General features: G+C 53.8%; 17 protein-coding genes and 3 tRNA genes. 10 read left to right on the top strand and 10 right to left on the bottom strand.

Features of this window, described 5'->3' with window-relative positions; genetic code table 11:
* Positions 1–2: 2 nt before the first annotated feature.
* The 3 genes from ACM3N8_RS15795 to ACM3N8_RS15785 are packed head-to-tail and all read left to right on the top strand — an operon-like array spanning position 3 to position 4,885.
* Entirely contained in the window at positions 3–3,107 is a 3,105-nt protein-coding gene (locus ACM3N8_RS15795) for a type I restriction endonuclease subunit R (protein WP_416016320.1), read from the top strand.
* Complete coding sequence (locus ACM3N8_RS15790; protein ID WP_127005517.1) at positions 3,107–3,820, top strand: M48 family metallopeptidase; 714 nt, start codon at positions 3,107–3,109, stop codon at positions 3,818–3,820. Before ACM3N8_RS15795 ends, ACM3N8_RS15790 begins: the two co-directional genes overlap by 1 nt.
* Positions 3,821–4,885, top strand: coding sequence for a hypothetical protein (locus ACM3N8_RS15785; RefSeq protein WP_416016319.1), 1,065 nt, complete (start codon positions 3,821–3,823; stop codon positions 4,883–4,885).
* A gap of 140 nt (positions 4,886–5,025) precedes the next feature.
* Here the strand turns inward: ACM3N8_RS15785 and ACM3N8_RS15780 are convergent, their stop codons facing one another.
* From ACM3N8_RS15780 to ACM3N8_RS15770, 3 genes are all read right to left on the bottom strand, one after another.
* Positions 5,026–5,181 carry a hypothetical protein gene (locus ACM3N8_RS15780; protein WP_201956133.1) on the bottom strand — a complete coding sequence of 52 codons (156 nt, stop codon included), beginning with the start codon at positions 5,179–5,181 and terminating at the stop codon, positions 5,026–5,028.
* 244 nt (positions 5,182–5,425) lie between these two features.
* A complete protein-coding gene (locus ACM3N8_RS15775) occupies positions 5,426–5,800 on the bottom strand; it encodes a hypothetical protein (RefSeq protein ID WP_416016318.1) in 375 nt (124 codons plus the stop codon).
* An 80-nt stretch (positions 5,801–5,880) separates the two neighbouring features.
* On the bottom strand, positions 5,881–6,069 hold the full coding sequence (locus ACM3N8_RS15770; RefSeq protein WP_416016317.1) for a DUF3283 family protein: 189 nt from the start codon (positions 6,067–6,069) through the stop codon (positions 5,881–5,883).
* 116 nt (positions 6,070–6,185) lie between these two features.
* Between ACM3N8_RS15770 and umuD the strand changes: the two genes are divergently transcribed.
* Together umuD and umuC are read left to right on the top strand one after the other, a co-directional pair.
* On the top strand, positions 6,186–6,629 hold the full coding sequence (umuD, locus tag ACM3N8_RS15765; protein ID WP_416016316.1) for a translesion error-prone DNA polymerase V autoproteolytic subunit: 444 nt from the start codon (positions 6,186–6,188) through the stop codon (positions 6,627–6,629).
* Positions 6,610–7,869: a translesion error-prone DNA polymerase V subunit UmuC gene (gene umuC / locus ACM3N8_RS15760; RefSeq protein ID WP_416016315.1), complete on the top strand. Its 1,260-nt coding sequence runs from the start codon at positions 6,610–6,612 to the stop codon at positions 7,867–7,869. The genes umuD and umuC overlap by 20 nt, the downstream gene beginning before the upstream one ends.
* 25 nt (positions 7,870–7,894) lie before the next feature.
* Here the strand turns inward: umuC and ACM3N8_RS15755 are convergent, their stop codons facing one another.
* A complete protein-coding gene (locus ACM3N8_RS15755; RefSeq protein WP_416016314.1) occupies positions 7,895–8,551 on the bottom strand; it encodes a hypothetical protein in 657 nt (218 codons plus the stop codon).
* Positions 8,552–9,143: 592 nt separating this feature from the next.
* Here ACM3N8_RS15755 and ACM3N8_RS15750 point away from each other — a divergent pair.
* The gene (locus tag ACM3N8_RS15750) at positions 9,144–9,650 is read left to right on the top strand and encodes a hypothetical protein (RefSeq protein WP_416016313.1); all 507 of its coding nucleotides are present in this window, start codon (positions 9,144–9,146) and stop codon (positions 9,648–9,650) included.
* 45 nt (positions 9,651–9,695) lie between these two features.
* On the opposite strand, the gene ACM3N8_RS15745 is transcribed toward ACM3N8_RS15750, so the two are convergent.
* The 6 genes from ACM3N8_RS15745 to ACM3N8_RS15720 form a co-directional block, all read right to left on the bottom strand.
* Entirely contained in the window at positions 9,696–11,396 is a 1,701-nt protein-coding gene (locus tag ACM3N8_RS15745) for a DUF927 domain-containing protein (protein WP_416016312.1), read from the bottom strand.
* A gap of 80 nt (positions 11,397–11,476) precedes the next feature.
* On the bottom strand, positions 11,477–12,370 hold the full coding sequence (locus ACM3N8_RS15740; protein ID WP_416016311.1) for a toprim domain-containing protein: 894 nt from the start codon (positions 12,368–12,370) through the stop codon (positions 11,477–11,479).
* A gap of 2 nt (positions 12,371–12,372) precedes the next feature.
* Positions 12,373–12,657, bottom strand: coding sequence for a helix-turn-helix transcriptional regulator (locus ACM3N8_RS15735; protein WP_416016310.1), 285 nt, complete (start codon positions 12,655–12,657; stop codon positions 12,373–12,375).
* 276 nt (positions 12,658–12,933) lie between these two features.
* Positions 12,934–14,184, bottom strand: a complete 1,251-nt coding sequence (locus ACM3N8_RS15730; protein ID WP_416016309.1) for an integrase domain-containing protein — start codon at positions 14,182–14,184, stop codon at positions 12,934–12,936.
* Between the two features lie 281 nt (positions 14,185–14,465).
* Positions 14,466–14,541: transfer RNA gene (locus tag ACM3N8_RS15725), tRNA-Asn, on the bottom strand.
* Between the two features lie 4 nt (positions 14,542–14,545).
* Positions 14,546–14,621 (bottom strand) — tRNA-Asn (locus ACM3N8_RS15720).
* A gap of 580 nt (positions 14,622–15,201) precedes the next feature.
* On the opposite strand from ACM3N8_RS15720, the gene dauA reads away from it, so the two are divergent.
* The 4 genes from dauA to tssI form a co-directional block, all read left to right on the top strand.
* On the top strand, positions 15,202–16,938 hold the full coding sequence (gene dauA, locus ACM3N8_RS15715; RefSeq protein WP_290019192.1) for a C4-dicarboxylic acid transporter DauA: 1,737 nt from the start codon (positions 15,202–15,204) through the stop codon (positions 16,936–16,938).
* Positions 16,939–17,121: 183 nt separating this feature from the next.
* Positions 17,122–17,209, top strand: a tRNA-Ser gene (locus ACM3N8_RS15710).
* Between the two features lie 729 nt (positions 17,210–17,938).
* Positions 17,939–18,457 (top strand): type VI secretion system effector Hcp1, encoded by a 519-nt coding sequence (hcp1, locus tag ACM3N8_RS15705; protein WP_416016308.1) that lies wholly within the window; start codon positions 17,939–17,941, stop codon positions 18,455–18,457.
* Between the two features lie 284 nt (positions 18,458–18,741).
* Positions 18,742–19,626: type VI secretion system tip protein TssI/VgrG (tssI, locus tag ACM3N8_RS15700; RefSeq protein WP_416016307.1), on the top strand; the 885-nt coding region annotated here is incomplete at its 3' end.

Below are 19,626 nucleotides of genomic sequence, written 5' to 3'. Positions count from 1 at the left end.
CAGTGACAACTGTCGGCCAACTTGAACGAGCTACCCAGCAGCGAGTAGTGCGATTTTTTATCGAGGCGCTGGGCTATCGCTATCTGGGTGACTGGCACACCCGGCCCAACAATCGTAATGTCGAGCCCGCTTTGCTGACCAGTTGGTTGGCTGGGCGTGGGGTGGATGCCGCGCTTATTCCCCGAGTGTTGCGTCAGCTCGAGCGTGCTGCCAGCTTGGGAGAAGGGCGCCAGCTCTATGATGCCAATAAAGAGGTCTATCGCCTGCTGCGCTACGGTGTAAAGGAAAAGGCCGGGGCAGGTGAGCAGAATCAGACGGTCTGGCTGGTGGACTGGGCCAATCCAGAGGCTAACGACTTTGCTATCGCCGAGGAAGTGACTGTCGCGGGGGAGAATACCAAGCGGCCGGATCTGGTGCTCTACGTTAACGGTATTGCGCTTGGTGTGATCGAACTCAAGCGATCTACTGTCTCTATTGGTGAGGGGATCCGGCAGAACCTGGATAACCAGCAACAAGACTTTATCCGCAACTTTTTCACCACCCAACAGTTGGTTATGGCGGGTAATGACAGCCAAGGCCTGCGCTACGGCACCATCAAAACCCCTGAGAAATACTATCTGGAGTGGAAAGAGGCTGATTCTTCACTGGACGGAAACCCGTTGGATCGCCATCTTGCACAGCTCTGCGACAAGAGGCGCTTTCTTGAGTTAATTCACGACTTTATCGTGTTCGATAGTGGGGTGAAGAAGACCTGCCGCCATAACCAGTATTTTGGTATTACGGCGGCCAAGCGCTTTATTGCACGCCATGAGGGCGGGATCATCTGGCATACCCAGGGCAGCGGTAAAAGCCTGACTATGGTGTGGCTGGCCAAGTGGATCCGAGAAAATGTTGCTGATAGCCGAGTCTTGATCATCACAGACCGTACTGAACTCGATGAGCAGATAGAGAAGGTATTTGCCGGGGTTGAAGAGGAGATCCTGCGTACCAAGAGTGGGGCCGAGCTGGTACGCCGTCTTAATGAAGCACACCCTTGGTTGCTTTGCTCTTTGGTGCACAAATTTGGCCGACACACGGAAGAAGAAGGTGAGACGGCTGAGCGAGATGACGATGAATTTATCGCCGAACTAAAGGCAAGCCTGCCAGCTGATTTTGCTCCCAAGGGCAAACTCTTTGTGTTTGTGGATGAGTGCCATCGTACCCAGTCTGGCAAGTTGCATGGGGCCATGAAGAGCATATTGCCCGAGGCACTTTTTATTGGCTTCACCGGAACCCCCCTGATGAAGAAGGATAAGAAGAAGTCGGTGGAGGTGTTTGGACCCTTCATTCACACCTACAAGTTCGACGAGGCGGTGAGCGATGGGGTGGTGCTGGACTTGCGTTATGAGGCCCGTGACATAGACCAACGGGTCAAGTCTCAGGCCAAGGTTGATGAATGGTTCGAGGTGAAGACCAAGGCGCTCTCCCGGCTTGGTCGCCAGCAGCTTAAAGAGAAGTGGGCCTCGATGCAGAAGTTGCTCTCGAGCCGATCACGGCTTGAGCAGATCGTGGCCGATATCCTGCTCGATTTTGATCGCAAACCGCGTCTGGCTGATGGCCGTGGCAATGCTATGTTGGTGTGTTCCAGTGTTTATCAGGCTTGCAAAAGCTATGAGTTGTTCAGTCAGGCGGGGTTTGCAGACAAGTGTGCCATCATCACCAGCTATCAGCCTAATGCCAGTACCATCAAGGGGGAGGAGACTGGGGAGGGGTTGACCGAGAAGTTGGCCAAATACCACATTTATCGCAAGATGCTGGCGAACTTTTTTGGTCAGAGCGAGGATGAGGCTGGAAAGCGAGTTGAGGAGTTTGAGGCAAAGGTCAAACAGCGTTTCATCGATGAACCTGGTCGAATGCGGTTGCTGATTGTAGTCGACAAACTGTTGACTGGTTTCGATGCGCCTTCGGCTACCTACCTTTATATCGATAAAAAGATGACCGATCACAACCTTTTTCAGGCTATCTGTCGGGTCAACCGGCTCGATGGTGCCGATAAGGAGTATGGCTATATCGTCGATTACAAGGACCTGTTTCGTTCTCTTGAGAAGACCGTCAAGGATTATACCGCCGAGGCGTTTGAAGGTTATGACAAGGAGGATGTGGCTGGGCTACTCAAAGATCGCTTGGCCCAAGGTCGGCAGGATCTTGACGACGCTCTGGAGGCAGTGCGAACACTCTGTGAACCGGTCAAGGCACCTCGTGCAGATTTGGACTACCAGCATTACTTCTGTTGCGACGCAGGTGCAGATGAGGATGAGTTGATCGACAAGGAAGCTCTGCGTCTGACACTTTATCAATATGTCGCCAAGCTTATCCGAGCATTCACAGCCTTGGCTGGTGAGATGGAAGAGGCTGGGTATAGCTCGAGCCAGGCAACTGCCATTCGCAATGAGGTTGAGCATTACACCAAAGTGCGCGACATGATTAAAGTGGCCAGTCATGATCGCGTAGACATGAAGCAGTTCGAGCCCGCGATGAGGCAGATGCTGGATCTCTATATTGATGCCGATCCCAGTGAAACACTGATGGACTTTGAAGAGTTGGGATTGCTGGAGCTGATCATCGAACGGGGAGCCCAGGCGTTGGATGGTGCCCCAGAGGGCTTGCGTAAAGATCCCGAGGCTATGGCTGAGGCGATTGAAAATAACGTGCGACGGACCATCGTCGACGAGAATCCGGTTAACCCCAAGTACTACGAAAAGATGTCGGTGCTCCTCGATGAGCTGATTGAACTACGTCGTTCCCAGGCAATCTCTTACCAGGAGTATCTGGAGAAAGTGCGAGAACTGGCTATGAAGGTGAAACGTCCAGCCAGTGGGGGGGCACAAACCTACCCAGCGAGTGTCGATACATCGGCCAAGCGTGCGCTATATGACAATTTGGGCTGCGATGAAGTGCTGGTGACCAAGATCGATACAGCCGTCAGATATACCAAAAAGGCTGACTGGCTCGGTGATCGCTTCAAAGAGCGGGAGGTTGCCTTTGCTATTGCCGAAGAGATCAAAGAGTACGATGTGACAGTCGCAGATGTGATGACGTTGGTAAAAGCTCAGCCGGAGTACCACTGATGGCGTTGGTTACCTTTGGTGAGCTGACGTTCGAGTTGCAGCGCAAGGGCATCAAAAACCTGCACATCAATGTATTGCCCCCTGATGGACGGGTGCGTGTATCCGCGCCTGCTTCTTTGTCAGATACCGCCATTCGAGTTGCAGTGGTGCGACGACTTGCTTGGATTCGACAGCAGCAGGCTGCGTTTGTTGCACAGCCGCGTCAGAGCGAGCGCAAGATGTGTAGTGGAGAAACCCATTATTTATGGGGACGAGGTTACCGGCTGGATGTGATTCAGACCGATGGGGACCATAGTGTCAAGTTGCAGGGGGGCTGGATCCGTATGCGAGTGCCCGCTCATTACGATGCAGCTCGTCGCGAGGCATTGTTGCTAGAGTGGTATCGTCAACTTTTACGCCAGCGTCTTCCGGTACTTATTACCAAGTGGCGGGAGATGCTCAAGGTTGCACCTTCTTTTGTCGGTATCAAACGCATGAAGACCATGTGGGGTAGCTGCAAAACAGATACTGCTCGTATCTGGATTAACCTCGAATTAGTCAAGAAGCCTCCTGAATGTCTGGAATTTATTGTTGTTCACGAGATGGTGCATCTGTTAGAGCGCAAACATAACCAGCGATTTATCTCCCTGATGGATTTGCACTTGCCAAATTGGAGAGAGCACCGAGAGAAGCTGAATAAGATGCCACTGGCGTTTAACCGATGGGGTTATTAAATGTTTCTTTATGACCCGGAACAGTATATTGAATGGCTTGGTTTTTCTTCACAAGGGGATTTTTTTAGAAGCGTGTTTACTTCCCCTCGCATAAATAAAGAGAAACTGTATCCTCCATGTGCTAAAACACTAAACAAGTATTTTTCATTATCAGGGGATGAGTACCACAGTACTCAGTCAGAAAAGTTCATCCAAAGATTGAAAGGTATCTCAGTTGCTAGGGGGGTTAGTGCGGATTTTTTTGATACGCCATCCGAACCCATACTAATATCGCAATTTGCCATTCGTTATAAATGGCCAAGCATATTCAAAGGCTTTCAAATTACAGGGTATTACCCACAAGCGTGTGCGCAAGCAGAATATTTCCTATGTGAGTTGCAAACTTTATTGGATAGCCTAGATGGTCTTAGTGGGCGAAATCGAATCAAGAAAATTTTAGAGAACGACTGGCTGAGAGCTAGTCTAATGGAGTTGAATGTAGAGTTGAAAGTCAATGATGGCGATTTTAATATAGTGCCTGAACAAAATAGGGCCCTGTTTAGAACGCTACATTATTTAAATATATATCTATTTATTAAGCTGCTAGCGGCGTTTGATGCTGATTTTAATCGCCATGTGTTGATGGAGCACAAACAATCGATATTTCTTAAAATGATGCCCACATTCCCACTGGAGAAATGGGGGCCTCACAGGTCAGGATTGTTTGAACCTCTTTTGGCTCGTTTTGCATCCAAGTCAATAGGCTATCAGGCTTTTGCCAAGTATGCGGGTTGCAATGAAGATTCTATCGCAACCAGTTTACGTCAGTTTTATGCAAGAAAAAGAAATCTAAAATTTAAAAAGATTAGAGAATGGCTACGTGGGGCACTTGAAGAGTTAGCTAGGACAGAAGACTTTGATGTCGAGGAAGTTCTAGAATATTGTGAGCCGATGTGGTGGGTGGCGGATATATTATCTGGATGGATTCATGTAACGGGTGATCAAGAACTGGACCATGACGTAGTCACATGTTTTAGCCATTACAATCGCTTTTATAATGAAGCTATAGGTAGCAGGGAGCCATAGGCTCCCTGAAAAAGTCATTCATCATCTTCATCATCAGGGCGCTCATCGTAGCCCCGACTCTGCCAATAGGCATCATGCTCGGGGTTTAATTGACGCGAACGGTTATCGTCATCATCCTTTTTAGACATGTGATTTCCTTACTATTTCGTTGTTGGTTTTAGCGGGGGAACTGCAACAGTTTTTTGTGCACGAGCGGTGAAGCTATCTTTACTCACCCCACCTCCGTTAGTTCGCGCTTCAGCACTCTGGATACGTGATACAGCTTCTGGGGTCATTGGCTTTTTGTTATTGCTCATGATGGTTCTCCTTGTCATCTCCAGTGGACTTACTGGATAGCGACAATGTATGAAAATAAACGCCATCTGGCAGGGGGCAAAAAATGGAAATTTTTCAGGGTTATGGTGAGTCGCATTAGAAGGTGAATTACGTACCGCTCAACCTATTTAGTCTAAGAGTGGAGCCTGGTGGTCGATAAGTGTCCCGCATCGAAACAAGCTCGGGACACTGTCATTATTTGGGTCAATATATAACCAGGTTGTGCTATCTGAGCATGACCTTGCCTGATGGTATCTGACCTGCGTCTTCAATACTCAAATAGCGTGGGCCTTGTACGCTGGCCAGTGACTTGAATAGCCACGGATGAGGCTTTAGCCAAGCTTTGGTGTCTTCGTAAACGTCTCCACCGACCACGAAGTAACGACCATCACAGCCGTCATCGTGTAGTTCATTGACATCAGGTGTTGAGAGTTTCAGCTGGCAGCCTTCGATGACAACCACGACCTGAGACTTGTACACCCCAATGACGGTGGAGATTTTGTTGGCCATATCACTTGAAACCCGCCAAGCGCTAATGGCGCCCTTGTAAGCGCCTCGGCTGGAGTAGGTCTCTACCAAGTTGACTACCAATACCGTCACAATGCGTACCTCGTTAAGTTGTTTGGAATGCGGTTTGTTGCTAGTGACCTGTATAGCCACCGATGAACGTTTTGATAGGGTCAGCGAGACTTGAAGTAGGCGACCTTTTCAAGGAAGTAGCGGCTCAGTTCACCTTGATGTTGGTTCGCTTCGCTTTCTGCGCTGGCCAAGTAACCGTTGCGCTCCTTCCATACAGCATATGCGGCGGCCTTCTCAACCTCGACCCGTTCTTGCTGCTCTTTCGGTAGGGCACACAGATTGTGACTCATACTGACCTCTTTGTTATTTGTCGGCGCCATGGTACGCCATCACTGGCATGGGGGACTTGCGCTGGTTCAAAGGTGGTGCGCTATAATGCCTGTATATAAATACAGGTGTTGTTGCCATGAAGTTGTTAACCCCAGACCCATCACCCGCCGAGGTGACCATACCGCTGTTCTTGCACCGCGCCTCTTGCGGCTTTCCCAGCCCAGCCAGCGACTATCTGGAAGGGAAGTTGGACCTCAACACCCACTGCGTGCCGCACCCTGCAGCAACCTTCTATCTGCGTGCCGAGGGGGAGAGCATGATTGGGGTCGGCATCTTTCCCGGTGACTTGCTGGTAGTCGATAAGAGCCTGACCCCGCGCCATGGTGATGTGGTGATTGCACTGTTCGATGGCGGCTTCACGGTCAAGACCTTGCAGCTCAAGCCGAGGTTGCGGCTGCTGCCAGCCAATCCGGCGTTCGCGCCTATCGACCCTTGTATGAGCCTCTCCCTGGAGTTGTTCGGAGTGGTCACCCATGTGATTGGCAATCTGAGGCAGCGTGATGGCTATAGCGCTCGTTGATGTAAACAACTTCTACGCCAGCTGTGAGCGGTTGTTTCGCCCTGAGCTGCGTGGCCGCCCGATCGTGGTGCTCTCCAACAACGATGGATGCGTGGTATCGCGCAGCCCCGAAGCCAAGGCGATGGGTATCAAAATGGCCGGGCCCTACTTCAAGATCCGCGAGCAGTTCGAGGCGCATGGCGGTGTGGCATTCAGCTCCAACTACGCGCTCTATGGCGATATGTCTGGCAGGGTGATGAGCACGTTGGAGACCATGGCTCCCGAGCTGGAGGTCTACTCCATCGATGAAGCATTCCTGTCACTGTCGGAGTCGTTTGCCGGGGACCTGACAGCCTATGGACAACAGATCCGGCAGCGAGTGTGGCAGTGGACCGGCCTAACGGTAGGAGTTGGGATCGGCCCTACCAAGACCCTCGCCAAGCTGGCCAACTATGCAGCCAAGAAGTGGCCTGCCACGGGCGGCGTCGTGGACTTGCGTGACGAGCTGCGCCGTGCCCGACTGATGGCTATCACCCCGGTGGATGAGGTGTGGGGCATAGGGCGGCGCTTGGGGGCCAAGTTGGTGGCTCAAGGCATCAACACCGTGGCTGACCTGGTGGCCAGTGATGTCAAAGGGTTACGCGCCCAATACGGCGTGGTGGTCGAGCGGATCGTACAGGAGCTGCGTGGTCTGCCTTGCGCAGAGCTGACCGTTGAACCGGCGGCGAAGCAGCAGATCCTCTCAAGCCGTTCCTTCGGGGAGCGCGTGACTGACCGTGGAGAAATGGCCCAAGCGTTGTCAGGCTTTATGGCTCGCGCAGCCGAGAAACTGCGGGCCGAGGGGATGTGTTGCCAGCGGGTGCACCTGTTCGTGCGAACCAGCCCCTTTGATGAACGAGCCCCTTACTACAGTGAGCAAGCTGGCGTCCGGCTGGTCTGCCCTAGCGATGATACCCGGTTGCTGCTGCAGCAAGTGAACGTGCTGCTACCGCAGATTTGGCGCGATGGTTACCGTTATCAGAAGGGGGGCGTCATGCTGAGTGAGTTCACTCCCAAGGGGCAGCTACAGGCAGATCTGTTTGCCCCGTCCTCCGCTCAATCGGACGCGCTGATGGCAGTGATGGACCAGATCAAAGCCAAGGGATTGGGGCGCGTAGGCTTTGCCAGCCAAGGCACGGGGTCGCCTGAGTGGATGATGCGACAAGAGCACCTGAGCCCCTGTTACACCACACGCTGGGAGGACCTGCCGGTGGCGAGGTAGTGCTATACCCGCGCCCCTGGTGGACTCAGGTTTCAATATCAGGCCAGGGGAAGCGGTGCCACTGCTGGTAGAAGGTGTGATAGAGGTAGTCTAAATCCTCTTTCCACTCTTTCACTGCCACGCTGGTGTCGTGTGGGCTGCGTTGTGCATTGCGGGCAAACGACGCAAGGGAGTTGGCCATTTTTTGCAGGCGGGTTGTTGATTTGGGCTCACCCCATTCGGAGGCATAAGCGGGATCGTCTATGTCATTTAACTCATCTTGCAAGAAAATCCAGTTGAGGATGCTGCGGCGTTCTTTGGTGCTCTTGCCTTCCGTGATGCCGACACTGTAGCCGCTGACTTTGAGTAGACCGACTTCGTACCAGCTCTTGCCAGCAAAACGGCTACCCATCAACTTCTTGCGGGTGGAGGCGATGTTGGTGCTGGGGAACAAAAAGTCGGGCGCAGGTGGCGGTAATGTAGTGGAGGGCTGGGGGAGCTTGGCCGGTTCTGGTTGGTTGATTTTTGCCTGTAGCTTGAGTAGCTGCTCCAACGCCTGGGCTTTGAATGGTTTGTCCATCGTCGAGCGGAACTGAAGTTCATAGACAAACTCGGTGAGGCGTGGGAAGTCAGCCTTGATAGTGGGGTAGAGTGCCAATAATTCTACTTGGGTTAGCTTGAGCAGGGGTCTTGGGCGTGACATGGCGTATCTCAATCAGGTGGTACTCAACGATTAAGCGTGTACAGCACCATATTGGATGCAAAGGAAGCTGACCTGATTTTTGTGATTTTGTTAATTTGATCACAGCAGTCATGTTTTGAAAAAATGCTGCGAATGTAGACGGGTCTCGGTGACTCATTCCACATGCGCGGCGGCGGGGACACCTCCCGCCCCCCCATCTTGATTTGACCCACCCCCACCACCCCGTCGGTACCGGTTTTTCTCCCTTGTGCAACCGATAGCCACACTCACCCTCGACTCATCCTCTGCGGGTGAGTGTGCTGTTATGACCGCTGCTAGGTATGGTAACCAATTGAAATTGCTCGAATGTTCGTTTCCTATAATAGGAAACGAACCCCATCTTTGGTATGACCTAGGGGAGGGGAAGTACGTTCGAGGTCTCGTTGAGCAGGGCAGTATCAATCGACCTGTGGCCCAATATCTTTCATGAACTTATGAAGTTACACCCAACTTTATGGGAATAAATATCAATTGCATTTGGTGGCCATTTGTCCCCCTAAAGGGGGACTTAAATCTTGGGGCGGCAATAGTGCCAAAACCAAAGGACATCATCATGAAAGTGAATCTCGATCTCATAGAGCGACTCTTTGGCAAGTCGGGTCGGTCGATCCAGCGGATGCTGGATAACGGGCAGCTGACCAAGGAGGAGATGTTGGACTTCAGCCTGTTTGTCGCGTCACTGACGGTGGCGACAGGGGGCATTCTGGGCAAGCCGTTGATGGATAGCATCAAGTGGGGATTGAGCGAGCGCATCATCTCCGGTCTGAATCCGTCTCTCCTTGGGCTCCATGTTAGCCACACCCAGCGGGAAGAGAAGGTGAGCGTGAGTGCCAAGCGAAAGGCTCGTCGTGTCTCGCTCAACGGTGATGAGGTGTTGGAGCTGGCCTATCTGATGGCCATCGCGGATGAACATTTCTTTGAGCAACTGCGAGGGCGAGTCGAGACCGACCTGCGGGAGAGGGTATGGTCGCAGGAGGAGCTGGTCGCTCAACTGACACACAAGCGGCAGCATTGGCTTGAAGAGGAGGGGGCTGACGAACCACAATCCCCTCTGCACTAACCACAAACAAGAAAAGGGGCCGCGTCCTGCGGCCCCTGTTGTTTATTATCCTCCTTGTTCCGCCAACAGCCTGTCGTGGGCGTCCGCTATCTTGTCCAACGACAATTGATACACCCTGGATTTCTTGTGTCGGGGCAGGTCGCGGCCGGTGCCATGTGTGAGGATGCCGTGTTTACGCAATACCTTATGGACATAGTTGTCGTTAAAACCGATGAAGGTTTGTTTAAACCCATCCACATAGAGGTGCAGTTCAAGAGAGGTCGTGTAGCCGTAAGTCTCTCCCAGCTTCGTTACATTCGGCCCATCGGCAAGGAACTGCCCTCTGCGGCGTTCGAGTAGCTCGACCAACTGCTCGATAATGTTTGCTTCTTCAAGGGAGCCTCTTGTACCACGCCTTGCAAGCCACTTGCGGAATAGTTGCTCGACAACGGCAGCTACACTACCCGCAGGCCAACCTGTGATCCCGAAGCGGTTGGCCAACTCACCTGCAGCCGATATCAATCCGAATGCATCGGCCACCCTTTGCACTTGGCCATCACACTCTTTGGCTCCAAGCCGTCGCATCATGTCAGCGCGATGCTCGTCAACGAATGCCTGAGCACCATCGATGTCCAAGGTCAGCTCTTCAACAAAAGAGCGGAAGGCAACGCCATGATACCGGGTAGTACGTTCTGCGAGGGTCTTGGAGAGGGAAGCACCACTCGGATGGCCATGCAACTCTTCGAAGATGCCATGGCGGTCGGTATCGGCCTCAATATTGATCATGCGGACATCATGGCCAGCTTTGTGACGCTTACCGACCGAGGCGAGGCTGTGCTCCAAGTCAACTTCCCCGTTGCTGAGGAAGGTTGTTCGCCATTGCAGTTTGGCACGGCGCGACAGATCTGCATTGGCACGAGCTCGTCCTTCACCGTTGGCCAGCATGTAGATGGTGTCGCCCAGAACATGAGGGTCTGCCTGCCCGATCTCGTCCAGAAAGAGGGTGCTGTCGTTGCACAAGTCCGCGGTGGTTTCCAATCCCACCTTGGTGGCATTCCATGTCTGGATCTTGTTGGCAGGCTTGCCGAGCACACTGGCTGCAACCAGCATGGCGGTGCTCTTGCCAATTGAGGATGGCCCCACCAGATGGACGCCAAAGCTGCTCTGATTGGTCAAGCGTAGCAAGGGGCCAGCAAAAGCAAGCGAGGTACTTAATAGCAAGCGGCTGTTACCAAGGCACAGCGCCGCAACTTCATCACGCCATTCGTCCAAGGTGCCTGCCACGTCAGATTGTATTGGGGTATGACCGGTATAGATATACTTGACCGCATTGGCATATCCCACAGCCCCATCTCCAAACATGAAGTTGTTGGTATCAGGGATCCAGCCTAGCCGGTCATGCCGAATGCGCGTGTTGTCGGTGGGCTTCGAGTTGAGATAGTCAATTAGCTGTCTCTTCATACCCAAGTTGAAGCGATAGCCTCCGTCCATCAGCTTCATCAACGCTTCGCGTCCGTCAGATAGCAGGTGAACATCTCGAATAAACGCCTCCTGCGGCCGGCCATCCGGGCTATACCAGTTGACCTGTATGCCCCAGCCTAGACCCGCAGTGTCGCTCCCGCTGGCGATTACCCAGAGTGGAGCACCGATCCTGCTCCAAACATCGTCTTGACCTTTGTCAGTGGTGACACAGTAGAGTCCATCTTGAAACTCAATGGGGCCTAACTGGAAGGGCTCAACCTTCAGCTCGTAACGTCTTGTATTCATGGAATATACCTTTGTATAAAGTTGGTTGAACGATCCGGTCTCGTTGGTGTTTGTGACACAGTGACGCCGTGACACCGGATTTAATGGGCTGGAGGAGCGGCCTCAACACACGCGAGCAGTGCGGCTTTGCCGTTAAGGCAGAAGAGGTCATTGAAGTCGGTTATGCCGGGGATGGTAGGCGGCACAATCAAGCGGCCGTGCAATAGCTTTGCTACTGAAGTTGCTTTTGTTAGACCGAGGTTGACTGGCTTCGTATGATCATTGTCAGCACACACCCACAGCTTGCTGCTGCTATAGAGCGTGCGAATGATACGGCCGACCTCGAGCAGTCTACCGGCAGAAAAAGCAATGGCGACCGGCAGGCCGAGGTTCTCAAACAACGTGGCTCCGGTTGCATAGCCTTCGCAAAGCAATACGGAGGCACCAGGCTTTGGTAAAGGGCCAAGGAGTAAGAACCCGCCCTTGAGTGACAAACCCCGATGGAAACGCTTATTTCCATATTCATCAATGTCTTGCAAGTTCAATAACTGAGCTCGTGTATTGAAGACTGGCACTATCAACCGGTTACCAAACTGACGAGCCCCGACCCCTGAGATTTGCTTGCGTGGAAGGTAAGCGTGTTGGAAAGGGGGCTCGGCGGCCCCCCAGATCTCTTTGGCTTCCTTGAGTGCTTTAGCCTTGGTTGCGGCGAGCCTGTGGGCCTCAGCATCATTTGCTTGCTGGCTGCGTTGGGCACGGATATAGCTCGGTACTGCAGGCACTTGTAGATGATATGTAAATTTATCATCGGTTTTCCAAGACCCGAACGAGATAGACCTGCCATTAGAATTGACTTTGAGCCAACCATTCCAGGTACCAGAACGGTCTCCAGCAATGTGAAAGCGATTGAATCCATAAGGCTTAATGGTGAGAGGGCGTGAGGGGATGACACCCATTGCAGCCATGAAATCCTCCAGGGAAAGGGCTGTGGTCATGGTCAAATCTCCCCGACCAACTTCTTCATCAAGTCTTCGATATCACAACTGCGCCAAGCGACGCTTCGCCCACCGAGGCTGTAGCCTTTCGGGTATATGCCCTTCCTAATACCGTCATACCACGTTGTCTTGCTGACTGGGATGAGTGTCAGCACCTCTCTGATAAGGAGAAAATGGTAGCTACGGGCAGCAGGTGAGCTCGGCTTGGCAGTTGCTGTTGCATCGGGATCTGCGTGGAGGCGCTCGGCGCCTTTGATGTAAGTCGGGCGAGTGGCTTTTTGATTCATACTGAGCTCCTTGCGTAGCGGTTCGTCAAGGTACGGCATGGTCCGGGGCCGTACAGTGCGCTCAGTAAACCACCGACCCGCAAATGCTATCGTCCTACTAGAACACCACTTTTATATGAATTATTTTCATTGAATGGTGATACTTTATTTGTTTTTGGAATGCATTGACGAAGCCAACAAGAAGGCATCCAGCAAGATGCTCAGTCATAAAGGGAGGAATAAAAAATGCCAGTCAAGTTGATGACTGGCATTGGAAGGTAGGGGGGAAGAACGGGGTTAGCGGTGTACAAGACTCACGGTCTTTTTGACAGAGGAGAGGGGCACATGGCCATGACTTGCCTGCTCTATATGCTCACTCCACCACTTCATCATCGTCACCCTTTGGTCAAAGTAATCTGAGCGGTTATAAGCTCGGCGAACCTCGTTCTCGTCAGCATGCGACAAGGCGGCTTCGATGGCATCGGGGTTGAAGCCGTGCTCGTTCAGAATGGTACTCCCTAGAGAGCGTAGGCCATGTGCAACTAGACGTCCCCCATACCCAAGCCGCTTAAGTGCCGCATTTGAAGTTTGTGGGTTGATGTGGCCAAGAGGGTCTCGATCCCCGGGGAATACAAATGGACGATGTCCACTAATGGGCTTCATGAACTCAAGAAGAGCTATAGCTTGATCCGTTAGCGGGACTCGGTGCGGACGAGACATCTTCATCCTGTCGGCCGGAATGTTCCATACCTTGCCGTCAAAATCGATCTCATCCCAGCGAGTACCGGCCGATTCACTCGGGCGTACCAGCGTATGAAGACTCCATTCGATCTGACCACGCGTCGTATTACTCAAGCTGCCATTAGCTATATCAGCCATGAGCTGAGGTAGTTCGGATGGCTTGATGGTTGGCATGTGTTGCCCAGCGGGCTTCTTGAATACTTTGTGTATGGCAGTACATGGGTTCGCATTAAGCAGACCGTGGTTTACGCAGTAGTCGAGAATTTCATTAACTCGTTGGCACAGACGGTGCACTGTTTCGTACTTGCCTTGCGCTTCGAGCGGACGAAGCAACTCAATAACTTGTGGTGCCCGGATCTGATCGATGGGTAGTGAACCAATGTGGGGAAGGATATTAAGTTGCAGAGTTCGCCAGGCATGAGACGCATAGCGAGGGGTAACAGAATGACTTTTGAGTTCGAGCCACTTAGCCGCCATACGCTCGAAGGTTGCTGAGTTTGCTGCCTGTTGGTCAGCCGCAGCCTGAGCTTGTTCATCTCGGTGAGCTTTCGGATCGATGCCTTGAGCTAGAAGGCTGCGGGCGCCTTGCCTTAGTTCTCGAGCCTTGGCGAGGGGAACTTCGGGATAAGAGCCGAAGCTCATATTGGTCCGAGTTTTATCTGCGGGCCGATAGTACTTGAACACCCAAAGTTTGGAACCTTGCACAGAGACTCGCAATTGTAGCCCTTCACCATCTGACAGGGTGTAGTCCTTTTCTTTGGGCTTTGCCGCCTTGATTTTGCTGTCGCTCAGCAGATCTTTAGCCATCTCATTATCCTCCTTGATGATGACTGACTTGGTACCAGCGTTGACTATGTTTGCCTTGTTTTGGTACCACGAGTTGTGCTCGTGGTACCAGCATCAACCATGACACTAATACAACGAGAAGCGCCAATGAAAATTGGCGTTGGTGTTCGCTGGTACCATTCATGGTACCAATGACCCCGGTTCTTGGCGAACTTCGCCGAACTATTTCGGACAACAAAAAACCCGCAAGCCTTTCGGAATGCGGGTTTCTGGTCTTTCTCGTTCCTTCTCGGAACAGTATTTGGCTCCCTCGACAGGACTTGAACCTGTGACATACGGATTAACAGTCCGCCGTTCTACCGACTGAACTACGAGGGAAAAGTGGCTCCTCCTACTGGACTTGAACCAGTGACATACGGATTAACAGTCCGCCGTTCTACCGACTGAACTAAGGAGGAATTGCCTGTCTCATTGAGACGGTGCGGATATTAATAGCCTGTCGCCCGGGTGTCAACCCGCGATCCGGCGCAAAAAATGGAATTTCGCCCTGTTTGTCCAAAACTTGGTCATTGTGGACTATTTTCAGCACAATCAGCAGCTTGAGACGGCGTTTTGCCTGTCACTTTTTCGTTTTGGCACATTAGCGGCTGGCCGGGAGCAGGCCGCCCTCGATGGCGAGTCACACGGCAGGCTTGCTGAACGGCGGGTGACAGTGGCGCCGCACGCCGGAGAACTGGAGCCCTGACTCAGGGAGAGGCGTGACGGATAAGGTGAGCGATGTGGATGCGTCAGGATTTAGTTAGCAGGCGAAGTGAAAGTTCGGCGTAATGGTGAGAAAAGGCGGCGATATGTGGACAATAAACGGCAATTTTGCGTGGTAACGGCCATTCATTGATCCCGCCCATCGAAATATTTCATCGGCTGGGGTATGGTTGCTCAGGATACCATCGCCGTGTCGACAGCTCTGCCGGCCCTTGATGATGATCGGGCGCCGGTTCAATCCGGCCTTTGTCTCCCTCTTCTGGTATTACGATATACATGCACAACCAAGCTCCCTTGCAAAGCGTGAAGCTGGCCATTGCTTTACGCCAATCCTGTATTGATGAACCCTATAGCATCCCTCGCTTTGGCCGTGACCTGATCGCCGGCGTCACGGTCGGCATTATCGCCATTCCGCTGGCCATGGCACTGGCGATTGCCAGCGGCGTGCCACCGCAACATGGTCTCTATACCGCCATCATCGCAGGTATCGTCATTGCCGTGACCGGTGGATCCCGTTTCTCCGTGTCGGGGCCGACCGCCGCCTTCGTGGTGATCCTCTACCCTGTGGCCCAGCAATTCGGGGTCGGTGGCCTGCTGATGGCGACCCTGATCTCGGGCTTCTTTCTGGTCGCCATGGGGATGGCCCGACTTGGGCGCCTGATTGAATACATTCCGCCGTCAGTGACCCTGGGTTTTACCGGCGGGATCGCCATCGTGATAGCCACCTTGCAGATCAAGGACTTCTTCGGGCTCCGGGTGCCCGATATGCCGGAAAATTACATAGGCAAAGTAGAGGCGCTGGTACATGCCCTGCCAAGCTGGCAATGGGGTGACACGTTGGTCGGGATTGCTACCCTGGCCGTGTTATTGCTCTGGCCACGGCTGCGCTTGCCGGTGCCCGGTCACTTACCCGCCGTGCTGGTGGGTGTGGGGCTGGGGTTTGGTCTGCACTACTTTGGTGTCGATGTGGCCACCATTGGCAGCAAGTTCAGTTATACCCTGGCAGATGGGACACAAGGCATGGGGATCCCGCCCATAGCGCCGACTCTGGTAATGCCCTGGGCACTGCCGGGGCCGGATGGTTCACCGGTCGAATGGAACCTGGCGGCCATCGAGCGCTTGCTGCCGGCTGCGTTTTCCATGGCCATGCTGGGGGCCATTGAGTCGCTGCTCTGCGCCGTGGTGCTCGATGGCATGACGGGTCGCAAACACAGCTCCAATGCCGAGCTGGTGGGGCAGGGGTTGGGCAACATATTGGCGCCTTTCTTCGGTGGTATTACGGCAACGGCGGCCATTGCCCGTTCCGCCGCCAACGTACGGGCAGGTGCCACCTCGCCGGTTTCCAGCATAGTGCATGCGCTTGTGGTACTGGCCGCCATTCTGGTGCTGGCCCCCTGGCTCTCCTGGTTGCCGCTCTCGGCCATGGCCGCGCTGTTGCTGATCGTGGCCTGGAACATGAGTGAGGCACACAAGGTGGTGGAGCTGGTGCGTCGCGCGCCCAAGTCCGATGTGCTGGTGTTGGTGGTCTGTCTCTCGCTTACCGTCATCTTCGACATGGTGATTGCCATCACCTTCGGGGTGATCCTCGCCTCCCTGCTGTTCATGCGTGAAATCGCCAAGATGACCAGGCTGCACGATTTGGCCGATCACAAGCGCTATGCCCACGAAGTGCCGGCGAATGCCTTGCTTTACAAGATCAACGGCCCGCTGTTTTTTGCGGCAGCCGAGCGTGTCTTTGGCGAGCTGGTGGCTCAGGTTCAGGGGCACAAGCTGCTGGTATTGCAGATGGAGGCTGTCTCCATCCTGGATGCCGGGGGACTCTCTGCTTTCCTGCAGTTTGAAAAGCAGATGGCCAAGGCTGGAGTGGAGCTGCGGGTGGCCGAGTTGCAGTTTCAGCCGTTGAAGACACTGGCGCGTGCCAAGGTGCGCCCTGTGCCGGGTCAGTTGGAGTTTTATGGCTCTCTGGAAGAGGCATTGAAAGGCGAGCAGAGTCACGAACAGGCCGCCAGTTGATGGTATGGGATGCAGAGGTGGAAAGATTTTGCGCAGTTGGCTCGGTTCTTGAGCAAACAGATTGAAAACCGCAAAATTGCATTGACCCCAACACAATGCATCCCTTACATTACGCCCCGTCGCTGCGGCATGGTTCGCAAGCGATGGTGTAACTCAGGCACCTGAAAATGTGAGAAAAAATTTGGTGAGGTGTCCGAGTGGCTGAAGGAGCACGCCTGGAAAGTGTGTATACGGCAACGTATCGAGGGTTCGAATCCCTCCCTCACCGCCAAATAAAACAAAAAGGCCTGTCGAAAGACAGGCCCTTTTGTTTTTCCTGTACTTGCTGGTGCAACACATCTCCGGGGTCGACAAGCAGATAGGCCCAGCCATGCCGGGCCGCCAAGAGTGCCCCTTGGGCGAGAGCCTGCTGGCGGTGAGCGCATCCCGGCCGAATGCCACCAAAACCGACCCTATGGCCGGTTTTTTTGTTGTCAGGCCAGAGTCTCCTCGCGGGCCGCATTCACCCAGAATCTTTCGTCAGGCGCAATGTCCTTCATCTGGCAGGGCACCACCCAGTGGCAAAGCGCCTTGTCATCTCATGCATGGCAACACCCCGAGCAATCCGAGTGCTCGGGGTGTTTGCTTTGACATGGCATCCATTGCTTTTCTTCCCACTCATCTCTCCTCCTGCCTGAACCCGGACGGCGGTCTTCGGGGGCGCCCATCTTGCTTCATCCTTCAATTCATTTGCGACACTGTGATGGATGAGTGTGCTCTATGACAGGTGTAAGTTCTGTCATGAGCAACAAGTTGCGCCCTATTTAGCTATAAGTGCCAAGGGTGCAATATTTTGTAGGGATATATTCCAATCACGCAACTAATTGCGCTTCGTCGGTGAGAATGGCGTGTGGCTTGTCTTTAACTATATGTTTTATAAGTTAAAAAATGTTTGGCATGGTCACTGCTAAGGGTTTGGTCGAGTGCTATCTCATTTCACCAATCTATCAGGAGCATACCCATGCCAACTCCATGTTATATCAGCATCGAAGGTAAGACTCAGGGCAACATCACCGCCGGTGCCTTCACCTCCGACTCCGTCGGCAACATCTTCGTGCAAGGCCACGAAGACGAGATGCTGGTGCAAGAGTTCCAACACGTCGTCACAGTGCCGACCGATCCGCAATCTGGTCAGCCTGCCGGCCAGCGCGTCCACAAGCCGTTCAAGTTCACCGTCGCCCTGAACAAGTCCGTGCCGCTGATGTACAACTCCCTGGCCTCCGGCGAGATGCTGCCGAAAGTGACCCTGAAGTGGTATCGCACCTCGGTCGAAGGCAAGCAGGAGCACTTCTTCAGCACTGTGCTGACCGACGCCACCATAGTTGACATCGACTGCCAGATGCCCCACTGCCAGGATCCGGCGAAGTCTGACTTCACCCAGCTGATCCAGGTCTCTCTGTCCTATCGCAAGATTGACTGGGAGCACACAGTGGCCGGCACCTCGGGTGCGGACGACTGGCGCGCTCCGATCGAAGCGTAACCGTATACACAAGGGCACTGCTTGCGGTGCCCTTTTGCCATCTGCGTGTTTGACGGGCATCTCCCGCCTGCTATCCATTTTTCCATCCCAGCGATTTTTTCTTGTGTCCGTTTGCTCTGCACAAGCGGACACAAGAAAAAAGACGAGTTCACGTCTTGCCGCACGCCGTCAAGGGCGTGCGGTAGCCATGGTGTCAGCAACGCCGGGGCGATGGCGGATCTCTCACTCGGTTTGAATGGCTCCCGAATATGAGGGGCCGCATGACATCTCAGGGGCGCTCACCGATGGCAGACAGCACAGGATTACAATTTACCGTCAAGGTGGGGGCACTGCTCGAGAGCACCTTCGTTGTGGCCGAGTTTGTGCTGGAAGAGGCGCTGAACGGGCCTTTCCAGCTGCGTTTGGAATTGGCGAGCCCCGAGCCCGATGTCGACTTCGGTGCCGTGCTGGACCAGCCGTGCGAGCTGATAGTGTGGTACAACGGCGAGCTGCAGCGCCGGGTGTGCGGGGTAGTGAGTGATTTTGCACAAGGGGACAGCGGTTTTCGCCGTACCCGCTATCAGCTCATGGTACAGCCGGCGCTGTGGCGGCTCTCGCTTCGCCACAATTCGCGCATCTTCCAGGCGCAAAAGCCTGACGAAATCCTCTCCGTCCTGTTGCAAGAGCACGGCATCACAGACTACGCCTTTGCGCTGAAAAACGAGCACGCCCAGCGGGAATACTGCGTGCAGTACCGCGAGACCGACCTCGATTTCGTCAACCGGCTCGCCGCCGAAGAGGGGCTCTTCTACTTCCATGAATTCGACGCCGGCAAACACCGCATCGTCTTTGCCGACGATGCGGCGGCCTTGACCGCCGGCCCCGCGCTCTTCTTCAACCTCGGCAACCGCTCGCTGGAGCAGGGCCCCTATGTGCGCCAGTTTCACTACCGCGAGGCGGTGCGACCCAGCGACGTGGAGCTCAAAGACTACAGCTTCAAGACCCCGGCCTATGGCCTCTCCCACAAGAAGGTGGGGGCAGAGCTGGAACACCAGCGGGGCACCTATCAGCACTTCGACTTCCCGGGTCGTTACAAGCAGGACGGTAGTGGCAAGGCGTTTGCCCAGCACCGACTCGATGCCCTTCGCAATGATGCCGTGGCGGGCAGTGGCAAGTCCAACAGCGCAGCC

Origin of the sequence: Aeromonas sp. A04, from assembly GCF_047780465.1 — a bacterium.
GTDB classification, from domain to species: domain Bacteria; phylum Pseudomonadota; class Gammaproteobacteria; order Enterobacterales; family Aeromonadaceae; genus Aeromonas; species Aeromonas bestiarum.
This window is presented reverse-complemented; position numbering and strand designations above follow the sequence as displayed.

Excerpts from the sequence above, each read along its gene's own strand:
- ACM3N8_RS15780 (WP_201956133.1), bottom strand. The coding sequence starts at position 5,181 with ATGAGCAATAACAAAAAGCCAATGACCCCAGAAGCTGTATCACGTATC.
- ACM3N8_RS15740 (WP_416016311.1), bottom strand. The coding sequence starts at position 12,370 with ATGACCACAGCCCTTTCCCTGGAGGATTTCATGGCTGCAATGGGTGTC.
- umuD (WP_416016316.1), top strand. The coding sequence starts at position 6,186 with ATGAAGTTGTTAACCCCAGACCCATCACCCGCCGAGGTGACCATACCG.
- ACM3N8_RS15770 (WP_416016317.1), bottom strand. The coding sequence starts at position 6,069 with ATGAGTCACAATCTGTGTGCCCTACCGAAAGAGCAGCAAGAACGGGTC.
- ACM3N8_RS15730 (WP_416016309.1), bottom strand. The coding sequence starts at position 14,184 with ATGGCTAAAGATCTGCTGAGCGACAGCAAAATCAAGGCGGCAAAGCCC.
- dauA (WP_290019192.1), top strand. The coding sequence starts at position 15,202 with ATGCACAACCAAGCTCCCTTGCAAAGCGTGAAGCTGGCCATTGCTTTA.
- hcp1 (WP_416016308.1), top strand. The coding sequence starts at position 17,939 with ATGCCAACTCCATGTTATATCAGCATCGAAGGTAAGACTCAGGGCAAC.
- ACM3N8_RS15785 (WP_416016319.1), top strand. The coding sequence starts at position 3,821 with ATGTTTCTTTATGACCCGGAACAGTATATTGAATGGCTTGGTTTTTCT.
- ACM3N8_RS15750 (WP_416016313.1), top strand. The coding sequence starts at position 9,144 with ATGAAAGTGAATCTCGATCTCATAGAGCGACTCTTTGGCAAGTCGGGT.
- ACM3N8_RS15735 (WP_416016310.1), bottom strand. The coding sequence starts at position 12,657 with ATGAATCAAAAAGCCACTCGCCCGACTTACATCAAAGGCGCCGAGCGC.
- umuC (WP_416016315.1), top strand. The coding sequence starts at position 6,610 with ATGGCTATAGCGCTCGTTGATGTAAACAACTTCTACGCCAGCTGTGAG.
- ACM3N8_RS15790 (WP_127005517.1), top strand. The coding sequence starts at position 3,107 with ATGGCGTTGGTTACCTTTGGTGAGCTGACGTTCGAGTTGCAGCGCAAG.
- ACM3N8_RS15755 (WP_416016314.1), bottom strand. The coding sequence starts at position 8,551 with ATGTCACGCCCAAGACCCCTGCTCAAGCTAACCCAAGTAGAATTATTG.
- ACM3N8_RS15745 (WP_416016312.1), bottom strand. The coding sequence starts at position 11,396 with ATGAATACAAGACGTTACGAGCTGAAGGTTGAGCCCTTCCAGTTAGGC.